The organism is Brevundimonas intermedia (genome assembly GCF_027922165.1).
In the GTDB taxonomy this organism is placed as follows: Bacteria; Pseudomonadota; Alphaproteobacteria; order Caulobacterales; family Caulobacteraceae; genus Brevundimonas; species Brevundimonas intermedia.
Genome location: NZ_BSFD01000011.1, coordinates 702914 through 719558, shown reverse-complemented (window position 1 = coordinate 719558; position 16645 = coordinate 702914). Strand labels below are relative to the sequence as shown.

Sequence of the window (16645 nt, the reverse complement as noted above, 5' to 3'; positions counted from 1 at the left end):
TGAATCGCTCGAGGAGTATTCATTTCTGCTTTACTGAAAAGTTTGGCCACAGCTTTCGCCGTTAACTTTAACTTCAAACCGGCGGTATTTGATGCGGTATCAGAGACGGGCCCAGAACGGCGTCCGTTCAGGAGATACGGTGATGAACGCGCAAGAAATGGCGCAAGACCCGCAGGCCGCTTCGGAAACAGAAGGCCTGCCTCTGCCGACGACCGACATGTCGGGCGACGACCTGTTCAAGCTGGGCATGATGTATTCGGCCGGATCGGGCGGTTGCCCGATGGACCGGGTCTCGGCCCACATGATCTTCAACCTTGCGGCCATGAAGGGTTCGATTGAAGCGCGCGTCTATCGCCGCGAGATGAGCCTGGAAATGGAACGCGAAGAGATCGCCGAGGCGCAGAAGGCGGCGCGCCGGTACATCGACATGGGCGTGGTGCGGCTGGCCGCCTGATCCCTAGAAGGTGGCGTAGCCGTTGCCGTTCGATCCGTTGATCGAATAGCTGAAGCCGATGGGCATGGCGGCGCGCACCTGGGTGAAGAAGGCGGCGAGTTCACCGAGCGTCGAACGCGGCACGAAGAGGATGTCGCCACGACGCAAGGCCACGACCTCGCCGCGACGCGGGCGCAGATCGACCACCCGCATCATGCGCGAGCCTCCGGGACCGCGCCGGATCAGGGCGACGCGATCCGGCTTGCCCGAAGGCAGGAAGCCGCCCGCCTGGACGACGGCCTGATAGGCGTCCAGGTCGCCGGTCATCTCGATCACGCCCGGGGTTCGCACTTCGCCGTCGATCCAGACGCGAATCGGGCCGGCCTGTCTCAAGGTCACTTCCACGACCGGGCGCACCAGTTGCGAGGCGTAGGCCGAGGACGCCTCGCGCTCCAGCTCCGGCAGGGTTCTGTCCGCAGCCATGATCTGACCGATCAGGGGCAGGGCTACGCGCCCATCAGGACCGACCTTTAACGTGCGGGTCAGTTCCGCGGCGGTGGGCATGGCCACCTCGATCTCATCGCCAGGGTAGAGCAGGTATTCCGGCTCCTCGTCGGTCCAGTCCGCGAACGGGATGGCGGGGAACGCGTCACGAGACGGCGTCTGAACCCTCTGCGTCGCGGAGCCGGGGCGTGGCATGCGGGCGGCGTTACCTGCACCGCAAGCGGCCAGGGTCGCGGCGGCCGATCCGAGGGCCAGCAGGAACAGTCGGCGATCTGGCGTCATGGAATCGGTTTGGTCCGGCGAGAACAGGTTGATTGCAGCCTCGCGCCTTATGGGTAACCGATGGTTAACGCCGCTGGGTGAAGGGTGAATCCCAACGAGAGTTTCCTGGATTCGCCCGCCCATGCGTTCGACGGCCTATGTCACGACCCGACCGCGTTACGGCGTGCTGGATGTCGTCGGCCTTCTGTTCCGCGAACTGGTGCTGATGATCGTCGTCTTCCTGGTCATCTTCGCCCTGGGGGCGGCGGCGGTGTTGACGCTGAAGAAGACCTATACGGCCCAGGGCGCGGTGTTTGCGGGCGTGGGCCAGGAGTATGTCTATCAGCCGCGTGTCGGCACGGCGGAGCGGGGGCAGGCGCCGCAGGGGGACGAGGTCGCGAACTCCGAGGCGGCGATACTCAGTTCGGGACAGGTGCGTCAGCGCGTGGTGGAGGCGCTGGGGCCGGCGGCCATCCTGGGCAAGACGCCGACGGGATCCAAGGCCCAGGCCGAGGCGGCGGCGCGCAAGCTGGTCGGCGGAAGCCTGGGCGTCGGCACGGCGCCGGGCAGCGCGGTCATCCGCCTGAGCTATGAGGCCGACGATCCCGAGCGGGCGGCGCGGGTGCTGAACACGGTGATCGAGCAATACCTCGCCTATCGCCGCGAGGTGTTCCAGGACAAGACCCCGGCTATCGCCACCCAGAGGCTGGCGTTCGAGGGCGATCTGAGCGCGGCGGATCAGGCCTATGAGCAGTTCCTGACCAGCAACGACATCGGCGACTTCACCGCCGCCAAGACGACCCTGGCCGCAGTCTACCAGACGGTCTTCACCGACCGGATGTCGACCCAGAGCCAGCTGAACCAGACCAGCCAGAGGCTGAACACCCTGGTGGCGCAGCAGGCGGCGACGCCGGCGGAGGTGGCCCTTCAGCAGGACCTGAACATCTCGGCCCAGGACCAGGTGCTGCAGCTGCGGACCGAGCGGGAACAGCTGCTGTCCCGTTACCAGCCCGACGCCCAGCCGGTGAGGGACATCGAGGCGCGGATCGCCCAGTTGCAGGCCTATGTGGGCACGGGCACCGCGGTCGGGCCCAAGGAGGTTCGCACCGGGCCGAACCCGGTCTGGACCGAGCTGGAGACCAACCGGATCAACACCCAGGCCGACAGGGACGCCCTGGCCGCGCGTCTGGGCGCGCTGGACCGCCAGCTGGCCGACATCCGGTCGCGGCAGGCGCGGCTGACGGCGCTGGAGTCCGAGAACGCGACCTTGGCGGGCAACCGCGAGGTCCTGACCGCCAACATCCGCGAGTTCCAGCAGCGCGAGAGCCAGAGTCGGGCGGACAACGCCCTGGTCGCCGCCGGCGCCGACAATGTCACCGTGATCGAGCGGGCGCAGCCGCCGGCGACCGGCAAGAGCCTCAAGGTTCCGGCCCTGGCCGCCGTCCTCCTGTTCGCCGCCTTCACGGCCCTGTGCCTGGGCTTGCTGCGGATCTTTACGCGGCGGGGCTTCTCGACGCCGGATTCGGTGCGGCGGACCCTGGACATGCCGGTCCTGGCGGTGGCGCCGGCCAAGGCGCACTAGGCGCGTGGCCGTGATAGGCTGCGGCCTGATGGAGCGCGCATAGCGATTCGATGGTCGATCTGACGTCCGAAATGGCCGGTCTGTGGGCGGCGCTGGGGCCTGCTCCGGCGCATCGCGCCCGCGTGATCCAGTTCGCCGCCGCCACGACGGGCGAAGGGGTCTCGACTGTGGCGCGAGAGTTTGCGCGGCTGGCCGCCGTTCGGGCGCGCAAGCCGGTATGGCTGGTGGACGGAGACCTGGCCCAGCAGGGCCAGCTGGACGCCATCGCCGCCGAACCGGACCGGTTCGGCCAACTGGGCAAGCCGGCCCAGGCCTCGCCCGACGGGTCCAGCTTTTTCGCCGTCACCCCGGCGCCGACGGGGCGGGACGGCAAGCCGGTTCCACCTGCGCGCCTGTTGACCGCACGCCCTTGCCTAGGCGGGCGTCTGTGGACGACCCGGTTCCACATGGAGTCGCTGCGCTCGGGCCACCGCGTCGAGGCGGTGGGCGAGCCGCGCTATTGGGACGCCTTGAGGCCGCACGCCGACACCATCGTCATCGACAGCCCGGCGGCGGACCGCAACGACATGGCGATCATCCTGGCGCCCTTCGTCGACATGACGGTGCTGGTGGTGGCGGCCGGCGGGGCGACCGCGAGCGGACCGGTGATCCTGCGCGACGAGATCGAGGCGGTCGGCGGCCGCATCGCCGGGGTGGTCATGAACCGTTCGACCTACAAGCCGCCCAAGTTCCTGAGCCGGCTGGCGGGCTGAGGCCCGAGCGAAATAGACTCAATCGACTCGAAAAAAAATGAGTCTATTTTCGTCTATTCTGCGGCGCGAGGGCTCGGCCCTTCAGCTCTTCTGGATCGCGATGTCAAAGACCAGCGCCAGATCATAACTCCGATCCGCAGGGCGTTGGTTTGATCGCCCTTTTAATATTCAACCGCTTGATAATACGACGGTTCGTCTTCGGAATTGTGCGCGCGGGCCCATCGTCCCGGCTCAGGTGGTGCTCCGCCTCATCATCGCCGCGCCATAGAGTTTCGGCTCGAACCCTTTGGTCCAGAAGATCTTGCCCAATCCCCGCGCGGTGCGGTCCAGGGTTTCGGCGCGGGCGGGGCGGCGAAGCAGGGTCAGGGCGAGGGAGGCGAGGGCCCAGACGGCGGCCTGGGCGGCGCCGATCAGCATCCAGCGGGCGACGCCGGGCCAGTCGCGGCGGGCGGCGGCCATCTGGCTGGGGCTCTGGCCATAGGCGAAGGCGCGCAGCAGGGCGTAGTTCAGGGTGGCGCGGTCGGGGGGCGCGAACTCGTCCACCCAGGCGTCTGCGGCCCAGCCGAACCGGCCGCCGCGCGCTTGCAGGGCGGTGAACAGGCGGTCGTCCTCGCCCCCGGTCTGGTCCATGGCGGCATCGAAGGGGGCGGGGCCGGGCAGGGCGGTGGCGCGGACCATCAGGCTGTTGCCGCAGCCGTGGATCTGGTCGGTCAGGCCGGTCTGGGTCGGGCCGTCGCGGCCGAAGAACCGCTCCAGATAGGGGGTGGTCCAGCCGGTTCCGTCGGGCACACGACCGCGGATGGGGCCGAACAGGACGTCGGCGCCGGTCTGAGACTGGGCCTGCAACAGGGCGGCCAGCCAGCCGGGGGAGGCGGCCTCGTCGTCGTCGAGGAAGGCGATCAGGGGAGCGTCCGTAGCGGCCAAGCCGATGTTGCGGGCCGTGGCGACGCCGGGGACGGGGGCGTGGGCGTAGGTCAAGGGAACCGGCGTCTCGGCCCGCAGGCGGTCGATCAGGGCGGCGGCCGAACCGTCGGGGTCATTGTCGGCGACGACCACGGCGGCGATCCGGTCCAGCGACCCGACCTGGGCGAAGACCGAACGCAGGGCCCGCTCCAGCATGGCCGGGCGACGCAGGGTGGGAATGACGACGGCGACATTCTGCATCAGATCGCGTCCGCATAGACGGCGGCGCGATACAGGCGCAGGGCGAAGGCGCGGGTGCGGGTCGGCAACAGGGGCGACAGGGCCGCACCCCGGGCCATGCGACGGATCAGGGGCAGGGAAGGCAGCCGTTTCAGGGCGCGGGCGGCCTTGTAGCTGGGGTAGGTCTGGACGATGGCCGGGTGCAGGGCGACGACGCGGGCGAAGTTGGCGGCGCCCTGGTCAAACTTGCGCGCCAGGTCCGCCACCGTGTCCAGGCCCATGTGCGTGGCCGGGTTGTCGATGTGAACCACCTGGAACCGGCGGGCGACCCGCATGGCCCATTCGACATCCTCCCAGCCCCAGCCTGTGAAGCCGGGGTCGAAGGATTCGACGGCGAAGACATCGCGCCGGACCAGCAGGTTGGAGGTGTAGACGTATTTCTCGGGCGTCTTGGCGCGCTGGGCGGCGCGGACGCACTCGCTGGCGCCGGACAGGGCGCGGTGGACGGCGAAGCGGCGGTCGCGCGGCGCCTGTTTCAGCGAGAAACCGCCGAAGGCTACAGCCGGGTCGTCGCGCGTGATCAGATCGACCCAGGTCTGGAGGAAGCGCGGGCTGTCCGGCTTCATGTCGCTGTCGAGGAATAGCCAGGACCCGGCGCGGGCGGCGATGGTCAGCCGGTTGCGACCGCGCGCCCGGCCTTCGTTGGCGGACAGGGTGACGAGCCGGGCGGGCAGGGCCAGGGCGTCCAGCGCCGCCTTCAGCCGGGCGGTCAGGGCGGCGTCGCCGGTGCCGTCGTCCAGCAGGATCAGCTCGACCCGGCCGGCCAGGGCGGAGCCTTCGGTATCCAGCCGACGCAGCAGGGGTTCGGGATCGTCGCGCAGGAAGGGGATCAGGACCGACAGGACGGGCCGGGCGGCGGCCCAGCCGGGGTTGTCGTGGATGTCGGCGCGGGAGCCGCTCATGCCGTCGCCCCCCGTCGGGACTGGATCAGTCGGTTCAGCACGTCGCGCACCCCGGCGGCGTTCAGGGTGAGCGCCAGGGCCGCATAGACCAGTCCGCCGACGCTCGCGTCCAGCACCAGTTCAACAAAACCGCCCAGCGGCGGAAGGCGCCAGACCACCAGGGCCATGCCGGTCGAAGCGACGCCGCAACGGATCAGGGCTTCCCACGGAACGGGCAGGGCGATGGCGCGGCGGCTGATCAGCAGACAGGCGACCAGGCCTATGGCGAAGCTGAGGGCTGTGGCGACGGCGGCGCCCAGCACGCCCAGCCGGGGGATCAGCACCAGGTTCAGGACGATGTTGGCCAGCGCCGGAACAGCCATGGTGACCAGCAGCAGGCCGGTCTTCTTGCCCAGGGTGAAGCCGAAACCGAAATAATAGGCGATCAGGCCGGACATGAAGGCCGAGGCCGCGATCCAGGGCGTCACCAGGGCGGCGGCGACGCGCAGCTCGGGGCCGATCATCAGCTCGGCGAGGGGGCGAGCGACCAGGGACAGGCCGACGGCGGCGGGCAGGCCGATCAGGATCAGGGTCGAGCCCTGTTCCAGGGCCGTCTGGCGCAGAGCCTCGCGACCGCCGCGCTCCAGCGCCATGACCATGGCCGGGGCGCCGGCTGCGCCCAGCCAGATGAACATCACGTCCAGGGTGCGGTTCGCCAGGCTGTAGCTGGCGTGATAGGCGCCGACCGCCGCCGCATCCATGAAGGCCGCCAGCAGGAAACGGTCGGTCGAGGCCAGGACCAGGGCCAGGGTCAGCGACGCCGCGATCGGATAGCCGTAGGCGGCGTAGGCCTTCAGCCGCGCGCGATCCACGGTTCCGCCGGCCGACTGGCGCAGTTCGCCCGGCAGGATGAAGGGCAGGGCGAACAGCGGGGCGATCATCAGTCCCAGCAGGGGCGAGGCCGCACCGGCGCCGGCCAGGGCGAAACCGGCCCCGACCAGGAAGCCCAGGACGGCGACGGCCATATCGACCGTGGCGGCCTTGGACACCTCGCCGGCCGCGCGATAACGCTCCTGCGCGAGCTTGGCCAGGTTGCGGATCGGCGCCCCGGCCAGGCCGAATCCGACCGCCAGCTTGAAGGCCGGGGTCAGGGGCAGAAGCCAGACCACCAGGGCGGCCAGCGGCACGAAGACGGCGATCACGGCGAAAGACGTCCGGTACAGGCTGGCGAAATGGGTGGCCAAGCCGCCCGGCGTGCGCTCGGCCGCCCAGAAGCGGGCCATAGCGGCCTCCAGCCAGCTGAAGCTGACCGTATGGGCCAGGCTGGTGACCGAGAAGGCCAGGGCGTAACGGCCGAAATCCTCGGGGCTGAGCAGGCGGGTGAAGACGACGATGGTCAGGAAACCGACCACGCCCTGGACGATCTGGGCCGGCAGATAGCCCCAGACGCCGCGCCAGAACATGCGCGTCTCGCTCACCTGACGGCGGCCCGGTCGCCCAGCAGGACGGGCACGGTGATCAGAATGATCCACAAGTCCAGCCAGAAGGACTGGCGCTGGATATAGTCGACGTCCAGCTCAACCCGGCGGCGCACCTCGGCCTCGGTGTTGACCGGGCCGCGCGAGCCCTTGATGGCGGCCCAGCCGGTCATGCCGGGCTTGATGCGGTGGCGGTGGGCGTATTCGGCGACCAGCAGAGCGGATTCGGTCTCGCCGGTCTTCATGCCGATGGCGTGGGGGCGGGGACCGACCAGGGACATCTCGCCGGTCAGGACGTTGAAGATCTGGGGCAGCTCGTCCAGGCTGGTGGCGCGGATGAAGCGGCCGACACGGGTGACACGGTCGTCATTGGCGGTGATCTGGCGGCTGGCGGTGGCGTCGGCGGCGGCGTGGCGCATCGAGCGGAATTTCCACACCACAATGGCTTCCTGGTTGAAGCCGTGGCGGCGCTGGCGGAAGAAGATCGGGCCGGGGCTGTCCAGGCGGATGGCCAGGGCGATCACCGCCATGACCGGGGCGGCGGCGATCAGGGCCAGGGCGCCGATGACCAGATCTTGCAGCCGTTTGACGAAGGCGCGGGCGTCGGGGCTGCCGCCGCCGATCTGGGCCAGGGGGGCGCCGGCCAGCCGGGTCAGGACCGCGTCCCGCCCGGTCTCGGAATCGACGAGGATGGTCAGCGGATTGGGCAGGGTCTCGAGCCGGCGCGTCAGGTCGCGCACGCGCGGCCCGGCCTCGGCGTCGATGGCCAGGATGATGCGGTCGACATAGGGCAGCATCCGGTGGCTCAGCAGGGCGTCGGCGGCCCCGAGCACGGGCACCCCGGCCAGGCTGTCGGGCGAACGGGCCAGTCGGTCGTCGAACACGCCCAGCACATTGAGGTCGCGCCGCTCAAGAGCCCGCTCGATCAGGGCCTCGGCGTTACGGGTGGCGCCCACGATGACGATGTTGGGCGACAGGGCGCCTTGGCGACGCCAACGCGCCACCAGCGTCAGCCACAGGCCGTGCAGGGCGATCAGGACCAGGGTCGTCCCCACGCCCCAGGGAATCACCGGGCCCAGACCCTGGCCCAGCGCGAGACCCAGGCCCAGCGCCGCCCCGGTCGCCAGCCCGCCGGCCAGGACCACGCAGGCCAGATGGATCAGGGGCGCCGGGTTCGGCCCGAATCGATACAGGCCCAGGCCGCGCAGAAGGGCCAGGATCGCGACCGCGCCCACGGCCAGGGGGATGACGGCGCCCAGGGTGAGGGTCCGGGGATCCAGATCCCCCAGCGCCCACAGGGCCGCGAGGGCCAGGCCGGCGGCGACCGCGACATCGGCGGCGCGGAAATAATAGACAGCCAGGCGCACGCTGGACCTCTGGCGCGCATTCAGCCAGACCTCCGGCCGAAACGGACCCCGCCCGGCCCGTCCGGACGCCGCCCCGTCGATCATGGTCGCGGGGGCGAGGGAAGAGGCGCAGTCAGGCATGGCGATCCGTGGGTCTGGAAGAGCCTCCAGAGAGCACGGTTCGCCTCTATGTCGCGTTAACAACAAGTCTTTGCTTCGAACCGGATTGCACGACGCATCATGCTCGGCTATCGAGCCCTTCGCTGGAGACGTGGCCGAGTGGCTGAAGGCAACGGTTTGCTAAATCGTCGTACCCCGTAAGGGGTACCGAGGGTTCGAATCCCTCCGTCTCCGCCACCCCCTCAAATCCCTAAACCAACTCCTTGGCCGATCCGTAGCAGCGCGATCGTCACGCCTGCGCCTCGCGGCAGCTGGCCGTAAGGTCGGCTGAGGCGCGTACCGAGACGATGATCGGCGTGCCGCGTTATGGACGCGTTTGGAGCGCCCGCCGGAGGCTGGCGAATTCGCGTTAATACCGTTGCCGCTCGGCGTCGTCCGCGCGACATAGGTGGGGCGAGGGGGAGACGGCGATGTCCGAGATTTTGGAACTGCTGACGGCGCGAGAGCGCGAATGTCTGCGGCTGGTCCACGCGCACCATAATTCCAAGCAGATCGCGCGGACTCTGGGGATCAAGCCCGGGACCGTGGACAAGCATTGCGAGAACGCCGCGCGTAAGCTTGCGGTCGAGAACCGGGTGGCGGCGGCATTGGTGTTGGCGGCGGTCGAGGGCCCTCCGAACGATTCCCAATACGAAGGGGTCGCAATGGCGGCGACGTTGGGGATCGGGCCAGTTGGAGCGGCTGAAAGGACGCCCCATGACCCATCTCGACGATACCATCCCGCCCATCAGCTGGCGCGAAATGGAAGCCATCCTAGCGACGATGGCGACCACGGAAACGAAGCGCCTCATGATCCGGCATTTGGTGGAGGGCACGCGCAAGCAAGCCCACTTCCTAACGCCTGGCGGGGTGATGACCGAACTGTTCTACATCGCTTCCGCGATGCTGGACGCGAAGTTCAGTCCCTCGACCTCGGACACAGGCGGCTCGGAAGCATCCTCATCGTTTTCGGCGTCGCAGCCGTAGCGGTCTGGATCGTCACAGCCCTCGCCGGGGCCGAACAGTTCGCCTTCCTGCTGCAGAGACTGCGCTACGGCGGCTGACTGGCGGCTCTTGCTCTTTTCCAACGGACCCCAAATGAAACGCGCCGAACAGGCGGCGGCTATCGCTGCACGCCTCCACCATGCCCTACACCTGGCTGAAGCCGGACAGGATCAATCAATCAACCGTCTGGGCAAACTCGCCCAGGCGCTTACCCGAAGCCGCAAGGAGGCTGGGCTGTCCCCCACCGTCGGCCAGCCGGCCTTCAACGCCCTGGCCCGCGCCATGGCGGCCCAGATCGAGGCGCAAGAGGCGATGGTGCAGTTGCACAACGCCCTTGCCGAGGTGAAGGAACAAACCAAATTCCGCAGCGTCCGGCTGGGGGGGCTGGAGAAGGCGGAGACTCAAGTGCCTCGGGAGACGCGTCTGATGGTGGTTACAGAGGCCGCCTGAATCAGTGCGATGGTGATACGGTGCGTCCATGTCGCCGATCTATCTGTTCACCCTGTGCCTTTTCCTTCTGACCGCCGCGCTCGCGTTTTGGCGAGGCGGTCTTTGGGAGAAGGCGGCTGCGGTCGTGCTTGGTCTCGCGTGGGCGGTGACTGAGCTCGGCTCGTTCGATTATCGAAACGCGCCTTGGGCCGCCATTGCGGCTGATTCGGCGGTCTTCCTGTTTCTGCTCTATGCGGCGTTGCAATCGGGTCGGCGCTGGACACAGGCTGCGGCTGGGTTTCAATTTCTGGTGCTGGCGACGCACTATGTGTTCGCCACCAATAGGGCGCTGGAGCAATGGGCCTATGTCACCGCCTATTATGTTTGGAATATCGCCCTTATTGCCTCGCTTCTCGGGGGTGTCCTCTGGCGTCCAAGGCAACCGACGCTATAACGGGGTCGTCTGACTAAAGAGAGAAGCCCGATGGCTGTACAGCATGATGCCCTCGACCCCATAGACGTCCACGTGGGGGCGCAGCTGAGGGCGTTGCGCCAACGCGAGCGCTTGACGCAGGCCAAGTTGGCCCAGTCGCTGGGGGTTACATTTCAGCAGGTGCAGAAGTACGAACGCGGCGTGAACCGCATGGCCGCCTCGACACTGGCCAAGGCGTCCGCAGCTTTGGGCTGTTCGGTTATGGATTTCTATCCGAAGGTGGACGGATCCGGGGAGCCGTCACGCGGCGAGGTGTTGGACGAACTGGCCAGCCTCTACGATAGCATGGGCGGCCGGCAGCGCGCCGCCTTGCTGGGTACGGCGCGGGCTTTGGCGACTGTGCGCTGAAACAAGAGTCCTTTGCGGGTGCGTTGTCATGCGAGAGGGGAAGCCTGACCGTCGGGGATTGCTGACGGTTTCTTCCGCTCTTTCTAAACTGGCTTGCCAAAAAGGCCTGAGTGCCGGCTTCCGCTAGGCGCTTTGCGCTCCCCGTGTGTGGCTACGCAGGAATAGGGCTGCGGCGACTGCAACGAGGGTCATGCCTACGGCGCTGGTGGCGTAGGCGGCGGTGATGAAGAAGGGGAGCCAGGGCAGGTCGATGGCGGCGATGTTGCGGACCAGCAGCAGGACGACGCTGCCCATATAGCCCGAGGCGTCGGCGACATAAATCAGGAAGCCGGCGGTGGCGACCGTGCCTGTATAGGCGATCATCCGGTCGAACAGCATGGCGTTGAACGGGGTGTAGGCCAGATAAAGGCCGGCGCCGCTGGCGATCATCCAGGCGATGGGGGACAGCAGGTGCTGCTGGAAGGCCAAGGTCGACAGGCCCATCAAGGCGAAGCCTGCCAGGATCACCCCGTGAATCAGCAGCAGGGCCCGGCCGTTGTTCTTGACCAGAATCAGCAGTCCCATGGTCACCAGGGACAGGGCCGCGACGGGGCCCTCGCTGGCGGTGAAGACGTCGGCGGCGTCGCCGTAGCCCAGGGCGCGCCAGATCTCGGCGGCGAAATTGTCGCGCAGGTCGCGGAAGGCGGTCAGGGCCACATAGGCAGAGACGAGCAGCAGCAGGGCCGGCCAGTGGGCCGCCAGGAAGGCGGTGCGCTCCTTGGCCATCATCGGGCGGCGGGCGACCCGTTCGGCCTCGTCGGCGGGGCTGGGCGGGGGCAGGGCGGCCAGCGCCAGGACCGAGATCGCCAGCAGGGGCATGAAGACGACGCCGGTCGCCGCCGGCATCCAGAAGGGGCTGACGCTGGCGGTGTCCATCAGGGCCTTGCCCACAGACTTCACCACGCCGGACGACAGAATGAAGCTGGCGCAGAGAATGGCGCCCAGGACTTCGCTGGTGCGTCGGCCCTCCATGAAGCCGAACACCAGACCCCAGATCAGGCCCAGCGGCAGGCCGTTCAGGAACAGGGCGGCGACGTTCCAGGGCGCGGGGACGACGGCGAACAGCACCAGGGCCAGCCACGAAATTCCGATCAGGACCAGGATGGCGATCGCCCGTCGCTCGGGTCGCATCTCCGCGATCAGCTTGACCCCCGCCAGCTTGGACAGGGCGTAGCCCGCGACCTGAGCGATGACCAGGGCCACCTTGTAATCCAGGGCGAAGTCCCAGCCCGCGACGACGTCGAAGGTGGCCGCCGTGAAGGGTTTGCGGAAGGCGTACATCGAGAAGTAGGCGCAGAAGCCCGCCAGACCCGCGAACAGGACGAAGGCGACGGGATGCGCCCGCGCCAGCCAGAGCCGTAGCCGATCCATCACGTGTCTTGCCCCTGTTGCATACGCGTGGTCTAGACCAGACGTACGACGGCTGGATGACGGAGCGGCGAGGCATGAAGACCGGTTACGACGTCGCCGTGGTGGGGGCGGGGATCGTGGGCCTGGCCGCCGCCCTGGCCGCCGCGCGGCGCGGGCTGTCGGTCGTGGTGATCGACCGCGACGCCCAGGCGAACGGGGCCTCGATCCGCAATTTCGGCTTCGTAACCGTGACCGGTCAGCCGCGTGGCGCGATCTGGGAACGGGCGGTGCGTAGTCGCGACGTCTGGGACGAGGTCGTGGGGGAGGCCGGGATCGCCGTGGTTCAGCGGGGCCTGTGGATGTCGGTGCGACGGCCTGAATCCCTGGCGGTCCTGGAGGCTTTCCTCGAGACGGAGATGGGCGAGGGATGCCGGCTGCTGACGCCGCAGGCGGCGCGCGAGCGAGCGCCGACGGTCGTTGGCGATCAGACCGTCGGGGTGTTGTGGAGCCCGCATGAGCGGCGGGTGGATTCTCGGACCGCCATTCCGAAGCTGGCCGACTGGCTGGCTGCGCGCTTCGGCGTGGTCTTCATGCGCCAGACGGCGGTCCATGCGGTCGAGCCGCCGCGCATCATCACCGCGCGGGGCGTGGTCGAGGCGGAGGCGGTGGTGGTCTGTCCTGGCGACGATCTGGTCAGCCTGTATCCCGAATATCTGGCGGATACCGGACTGGAACGGTGCAAGTTGCAGATGGTGCGGCTGGCCTCGCCGGGGTTCGTCCTGCCGGCGCCGGTGATGTCGGATCTGGGGCTGGTGCGCTACGGCGGTTATGCGGACCTGCCGCAGGCCGCCGCCCTGCGAGCGCGGCTGGAGGCGGAGCAGGGCGAGGCCCTGGCCAACGGCGTCCATCTGATCGCGGTCCAGGACGCCGACGGCGCCCTGGTGGTCGGCGACAGCCACCATGACGCCGACACGCCCGATCCCTTCGCCAGCGAGGCGGTCGAGCGGCTGATCCTGGACGAATGGCGCGCCGCCACGGGTCAGGCCGCGCCGCCGGTGGTGGATCGCTGGGTCGGCACCTATGCGAAGGGCGCGACCGGCAGCCTGATCGCCGCCCCCCATCCCCGCGTCCGTCTGGCGGTGGTCACCGCCGGCAACGGCGCCTCCACCGCCTTCGCCTTCGCCGAGGAGGCGATCGCCGATCTTTTCGAGGAGACCGCCCGGTCATGACCCGTATTCGCGACTGTTTCGACATGGTGGTGTTCGACTGGGCCGGCACCATGGTCGATTTCGGCAGCCGGGCCCCGGTCCTGGCCCTGATCGAGGCCTTCGCCGGCCTGGGCGTGACGGTCGAGGAGGCGGAGGCGCGCAAGGACATGGGGCGGGCCAAGGCGGACCATGTGCGCGCTCTGTTCGAACAGGCCGAGGTCGCTCAGGCCTGGCGCACGGCCCAGGGCGGCGAGCCGGATGCGGCGGCGGTCGATAAAGTCATGGCCGCGCTGGAGGCGCCGATGATCCGCCTGGCGCACGAGACCGCCGCCCTGATCCCGGGGGCGGCGGACACGGTGGCATGGCTGCGCGTCGAGGGACTGAAGATCGGGTCCTGCACCGGCTATACGCGGGCGATGATGCAGGCCGTTCTGTCGCGCGCGGCGCAGCAGGGATACGCGCCGGACACGGTGGTTTGCGCGCACGAGACGCCGCAAGGACGCCCGTCGCCGCAGATGATCTACAAGGCCTGTCTGGATCTGGACGTCTGGCCCCTGTCGCGGGTGGTTAAGGTCGACGACGCGGAGGTGGGCATGGCCGAGGGCCGCAACGCCGGCTGTTTCACCGTCGGGGTGGCCGTCTCGGGCAATATGGTCGGGCTGACCGAACAGGCGCTGGCGGCGTTGCCGCCGGAGGCGCGCGCGTCGTTGCGGGCCGAGGCGTCCGAGCGGCTCTATGCGGCGGGCGCCGATCTGGTGATCGATACGGTCGCGGATCTGGTCCCGGCGCTGGAGGCCGAGGCGGCCCGCCGCGCGGCCTAGGCTGACTGCACGGCCAGCGCCGTCAGCATGTCCTTGTAGGCGGAGAGGGGGGCGATGACGGCCCCTTCGGTCTTGCCCATCTCGTCATAGCGACGCAGGCGGATGGACGTGTCGAAATGGGGATGGGTGCGGAAGACGGCGGCCTCGTCTTCGTTCATCGGGCCGCCCTGGAGATGCAGGCTTTGGAGCGAGGCGGGGCTGAGGGCGTCGGCATAGCCGGGCTCTGCGGTCGCCAGATAGCGTTTGGCCTCGACGTGGAGTCGGACCGGTTCCGAAACCTCGGGCGCGAAGGCCTGAGCCAGCCAGGCGGCGCCGATCCGTTCGTGCACGGCGTCTATGCCGCGATCCGCCGCATCCTGTCCGTGTTTCTGCAGCAGGTGGCCGATGTCGTGCAGGAGGGCGGCGGCGACGAGGGTGTCCGTTTCCCCGGCTTCGCGGGCGTGGTGCGCCGTCTGAAGGGCGTGATCCAGCTGGGTCACGGCCTCGCCGTAGTGGTCGCCGCCCATCCGCTCGAACAGGTCGAAGATGACAGCGATGAAGTCTTCAGGTGAAGCAGGGCGGGGCATGGGTGCTCAGTAGGTGTTTTCTGGTCTATACCAGAAACGCCGGAATGTGGGTAGGCGGGGGTGATCGAGCGGCCGCCGCCGGATCATCCCCAGCCAGCCTCTTCAGCGCGGGGTCAACCGGTTCGGGTCGATGAACTGGCGCGGAACGCCCGGACCCTCGAAATAGGCGCCTAGCCAGGCGCCGCCGCCGCCGTTGAACCATTCGACGCGAATGGCGTGCTTGCCGGGTTCTAGGCGGATCGTGCCGGCGGCGGTTATCACGCCGTGGTCGCCGTCATTGTCGACGACCGTCTTGCCGTCGATGTAGAGCTTGCTGCCGTCGTCCGAGGCGGTCGAGAAGCCGTATTCGCCGGCGGTGTCGATCTGGATCTGGCCTTCGAACACCACGGCGACGGCGTCCTCGCGCGGCAGGGGCAGGCCGTCGATCGTGATCTCATGCGCCTTGCCGGACGCGACCGGCGTCAGGCGGGAGAAGTCGGGCAGCCGCACCGGGGCTTCGGGCAGCAGATAGACGCTGTAGGTCACGCCCCTGCTCGCGGCGATGCGCGGGTCCAGGACGCGGAAATAGCCGACCGACGGGACGCTGGCCGGCTTTCCATCGACGAACAGGCCGGCCCGAACAATGGTGTTGCGGGTGATCTCGACCGGCTCCGCATAGAGGGGGGAGGCGGGCGTCGGCGTCGAGTTGTCGAGCGTGTAGCGCAACTCGCCGACGGCGTTCGGGTTTTGCAGGCTCATTTGGGCCGGGCCATCAACGAACAGGCCGCCGGGAGGGGTGTTGCCCATGCCGGCCGGCAGGATGGCCGGAGAGGCGTAGAAGCTGCTGGTGCGATAGGCCTGGACCGGCATGGCCTCGCCCTGAAGGATCGGCCGGACCGGGCGGCCCAACCAGGCGTAGGGGATGTCGGCGCCCAGCAGCCAGGCGACCGTCGCGCCGGTGTCGAAGGTGTTGATGGGCAGGTCCAGTTCGACGCCCGGTTTGACGCCTTCGCCATATACGATCCAGGGGATTTCCAGCTCGGCCAGGCTTTCTCCGCCATGGCCCTTGCCGACGCCGCCGTGATCGGACGTCACCAGAATGACCGTGTCCTCTGCGATGCCGGCCTCGACCGTCGCCTGGCGGATGCGACCGATCAGGGCGTCGGCCTTGGTCACCGCTTCATAGTAGTGGGGCGTGCCGTGGCCGTCGGCGTGTCCGGCGTGATCGACATGGTCCAGGTGGATGAAGAGGAAGTCCGGGCGCCGGGCCTTGATATAGTCGACGGCCAGGTCGGTGGTTCTGTCCTCGTCCGCGCCATGGGCGTCATAGTCGACGAAGCGGTGATCGTAGAGCCGGCCGAAGCCGTCCCAGTTGTAGATGGAGCCTATTTCCAGACCGGGGTTCTGATCGGTCAGGACCTGGAAAATCGAGGGGAAGAAGCCGCCTGAGCCGGTGACCGAGGTCGGGAAGTTGAACTCGCCCACCTGCCAGTCGTTGCTGGTGACGCCATGTTGCTCGGGGCCGGCGCCGGTGATCATTGAAGCCCAGTTCGCGCCGCTGGTGGTCGGCAGGACGCCGCGGGCGTGCAGGCTCCAGCTGCCCTTGGCCATCATGTCGTCGAGGACCGGGGTGTCGGCCTTGTTCACGCCGTCGGGGCTGAGGCCGTCGACGCCGATGACGATGACATGGCCGGCGCGGCGGGGTTCGGCGTCTGCGGGTGGGGCGGCGACGAGGGCGGTCGCCAGCAGGGGGAGGCAGAGGAAGGGCGTGCGCATGGAAGAGCTCCTGAAGACAGGGCGGGCCAGGC

The 16645-nt window shown here is 68.5% G+C and carries 17 protein-coding genes, 1 tRNA gene and 1 pseudogene; 11 read left to right on the top strand and 8 right to left on the bottom strand.

Annotated features, from left to right (window positions below):
- Positions 1-142: 142 nt before the first annotated feature.
- The gene (locus PKE72_RS16935) at positions 143-454 is read left to right on the top strand and encodes a sel1 repeat family protein (protein ID WP_271166528.1); all 312 of its coding nucleotides are present in this window, start codon (positions 143-145) and stop codon (positions 452-454) included.
- Between the two features lie 3 nt (positions 455-457).
- Here the strand turns inward: PKE72_RS16935 and PKE72_RS16930 are convergent, their stop codons facing one another.
- Positions 458-1219: a polysaccharide biosynthesis/export family protein gene (locus tag PKE72_RS16930; protein ID WP_271166527.1), complete on the bottom strand. Its 762-nt coding sequence runs from the start codon at positions 1217-1219 to the stop codon at positions 458-460.
- Positions 1220-1340: 121 nt separating this feature from the next.
- On the opposite strand from PKE72_RS16930, the gene PKE72_RS16925 reads away from it, so the two are divergent.
- Positions 1341-2780 carry a GumC family protein gene (locus PKE72_RS16925; protein WP_271166526.1) on the top strand — a complete coding sequence of 480 codons (1440 nt, stop codon included), beginning with the start codon at positions 1341-1343 and terminating at the stop codon, positions 2778-2780.
- A 50-nt stretch (positions 2781-2830) separates the two neighbouring features.
- Complete coding sequence (locus PKE72_RS16920; protein WP_271166525.1) at positions 2831-3532, top strand: P-loop NTPase family protein; 702 nt, start codon at positions 2831-2833, stop codon at positions 3530-3532.
- A 231-nt stretch (positions 3533-3763) separates the two neighbouring features.
- Here the strand turns inward: PKE72_RS16920 and PKE72_RS16915 are convergent, their stop codons facing one another.
- The 4 genes from PKE72_RS16915 to PKE72_RS16900 are packed head-to-tail and all read right to left on the bottom strand — an operon-like array spanning position 3764 to position 8581.
- Positions 3764-4696, bottom strand: a complete 933-nt coding sequence (locus PKE72_RS16915) for a glycosyltransferase family 2 protein (protein ID WP_271166524.1) — start codon at positions 4694-4696, stop codon at positions 3764-3766.
- A complete protein-coding gene (locus PKE72_RS16910; RefSeq protein WP_271166523.1) occupies positions 4696-5637 on the bottom strand; it encodes a glycosyltransferase in 942 nt (313 codons plus the stop codon). The genes PKE72_RS16915 and PKE72_RS16910 overlap by 1 nt, the downstream gene beginning before the upstream one ends.
- Positions 5634-7079: a lipopolysaccharide biosynthesis protein gene (locus tag PKE72_RS16905; RefSeq protein ID WP_271166631.1), complete on the bottom strand. Its 1446-nt coding sequence runs from the start codon at positions 7077-7079 to the stop codon at positions 5634-5636. The genes PKE72_RS16910 and PKE72_RS16905 overlap by 4 nt, the downstream gene beginning before the upstream one ends.
- Before the next feature lie 11 nt (positions 7080-7090).
- Positions 7091-8581 carry an exopolysaccharide biosynthesis polyprenyl glycosylphosphotransferase gene (locus PKE72_RS16900; RefSeq protein ID WP_271166522.1) on the bottom strand — a complete coding sequence of 497 codons (1491 nt, stop codon included), beginning with the start codon at positions 8579-8581 and terminating at the stop codon, positions 7091-7093.
- Positions 8582-8705: 124 nt separating this feature from the next.
- On the opposite strand from PKE72_RS16900, the gene PKE72_RS16895 reads away from it, so the two are divergent.
- From PKE72_RS16895 to PKE72_RS16875, 6 genes and pseudogenes are all read left to right on the top strand, one after another.
- A tRNA-Ser gene (locus tag PKE72_RS16895) sits at positions 8706-8797 on the top strand.
- Between the two features lie 233 nt (positions 8798-9030).
- A pseudogene (locus tag PKE72_RS17545) lies at positions 9031-9201 on the top strand (response regulator transcription factor); the annotation flags it as partial.
- A gap of 115 nt (positions 9202-9316) precedes the next feature.
- On the top strand, positions 9317-9586 hold the full coding sequence (locus PKE72_RS16890) for a hypothetical protein (RefSeq protein ID WP_271166521.1): 270 nt from the start codon (positions 9317-9319) through the stop codon (positions 9584-9586).
- A gap of 111 nt (positions 9587-9697) precedes the next feature.
- Complete coding sequence (locus PKE72_RS16885) at positions 9698-10054, top strand: hypothetical protein (protein WP_271166520.1); 357 nt, start codon at positions 9698-9700, stop codon at positions 10052-10054.
- A 28-nt stretch (positions 10055-10082) separates the two neighbouring features.
- Complete coding sequence (locus tag PKE72_RS16880; protein ID WP_271166519.1) at positions 10083-10487, top strand: hypothetical protein; 405 nt, start codon at positions 10083-10085, stop codon at positions 10485-10487.
- A 30-nt stretch (positions 10488-10517) separates the two neighbouring features.
- Entirely contained in the window at positions 10518-10874 is a 357-nt protein-coding gene (locus tag PKE72_RS16875; protein WP_271166518.1) for a helix-turn-helix domain-containing protein, read from the top strand.
- Positions 10875-10997: 123 nt separating this feature from the next.
- On the opposite strand, the gene PKE72_RS16870 is transcribed toward PKE72_RS16875, so the two are convergent.
- Positions 10998-12284 carry a DUF5690 family protein gene (locus PKE72_RS16870; protein WP_271166517.1) on the bottom strand — a complete coding sequence of 429 codons (1287 nt, stop codon included), beginning with the start codon at positions 12282-12284 and terminating at the stop codon, positions 10998-11000.
- Positions 12285-12358: 74 nt separating this feature from the next.
- On the opposite strand from PKE72_RS16870, the gene PKE72_RS16865 reads away from it, so the two are divergent.
- Positions 12359-13492 (top strand): TIGR03364 family FAD-dependent oxidoreductase, encoded by a 1134-nt coding sequence (locus PKE72_RS16865; RefSeq protein WP_271166516.1) that lies wholly within the window; start codon positions 12359-12361, stop codon positions 13490-13492.
- Entirely contained in the window at positions 13489-14292 is an 804-nt protein-coding gene (gene phnX / locus PKE72_RS16860; RefSeq protein ID WP_271166515.1) for a phosphonoacetaldehyde hydrolase, read from the top strand. The genes PKE72_RS16865 and phnX overlap by 4 nt, the downstream gene beginning before the upstream one ends.
- On the opposite strand, the gene PKE72_RS16855 is transcribed toward phnX, so the two are convergent.
- Positions 14289-14858: a phosphonate degradation HD-domain oxygenase gene (locus PKE72_RS16855; protein WP_271166514.1), complete on the bottom strand. Its 570-nt coding sequence runs from the start codon at positions 14856-14858 to the stop codon at positions 14289-14291. The genes phnX and PKE72_RS16855 overlap by 4 nt on opposite strands.
- Positions 14859-14960: 102 nt before the next feature.
- The gene (locus tag PKE72_RS16850) at positions 14961-16613 is read right to left on the bottom strand and encodes an alkaline phosphatase family protein (RefSeq protein ID WP_271166513.1); all 1653 of its coding nucleotides are present in this window, start codon (positions 16611-16613) and stop codon (positions 14961-14963) included.
- Between the last annotated feature and the right edge of the window lie 32 nt (positions 16614-16645).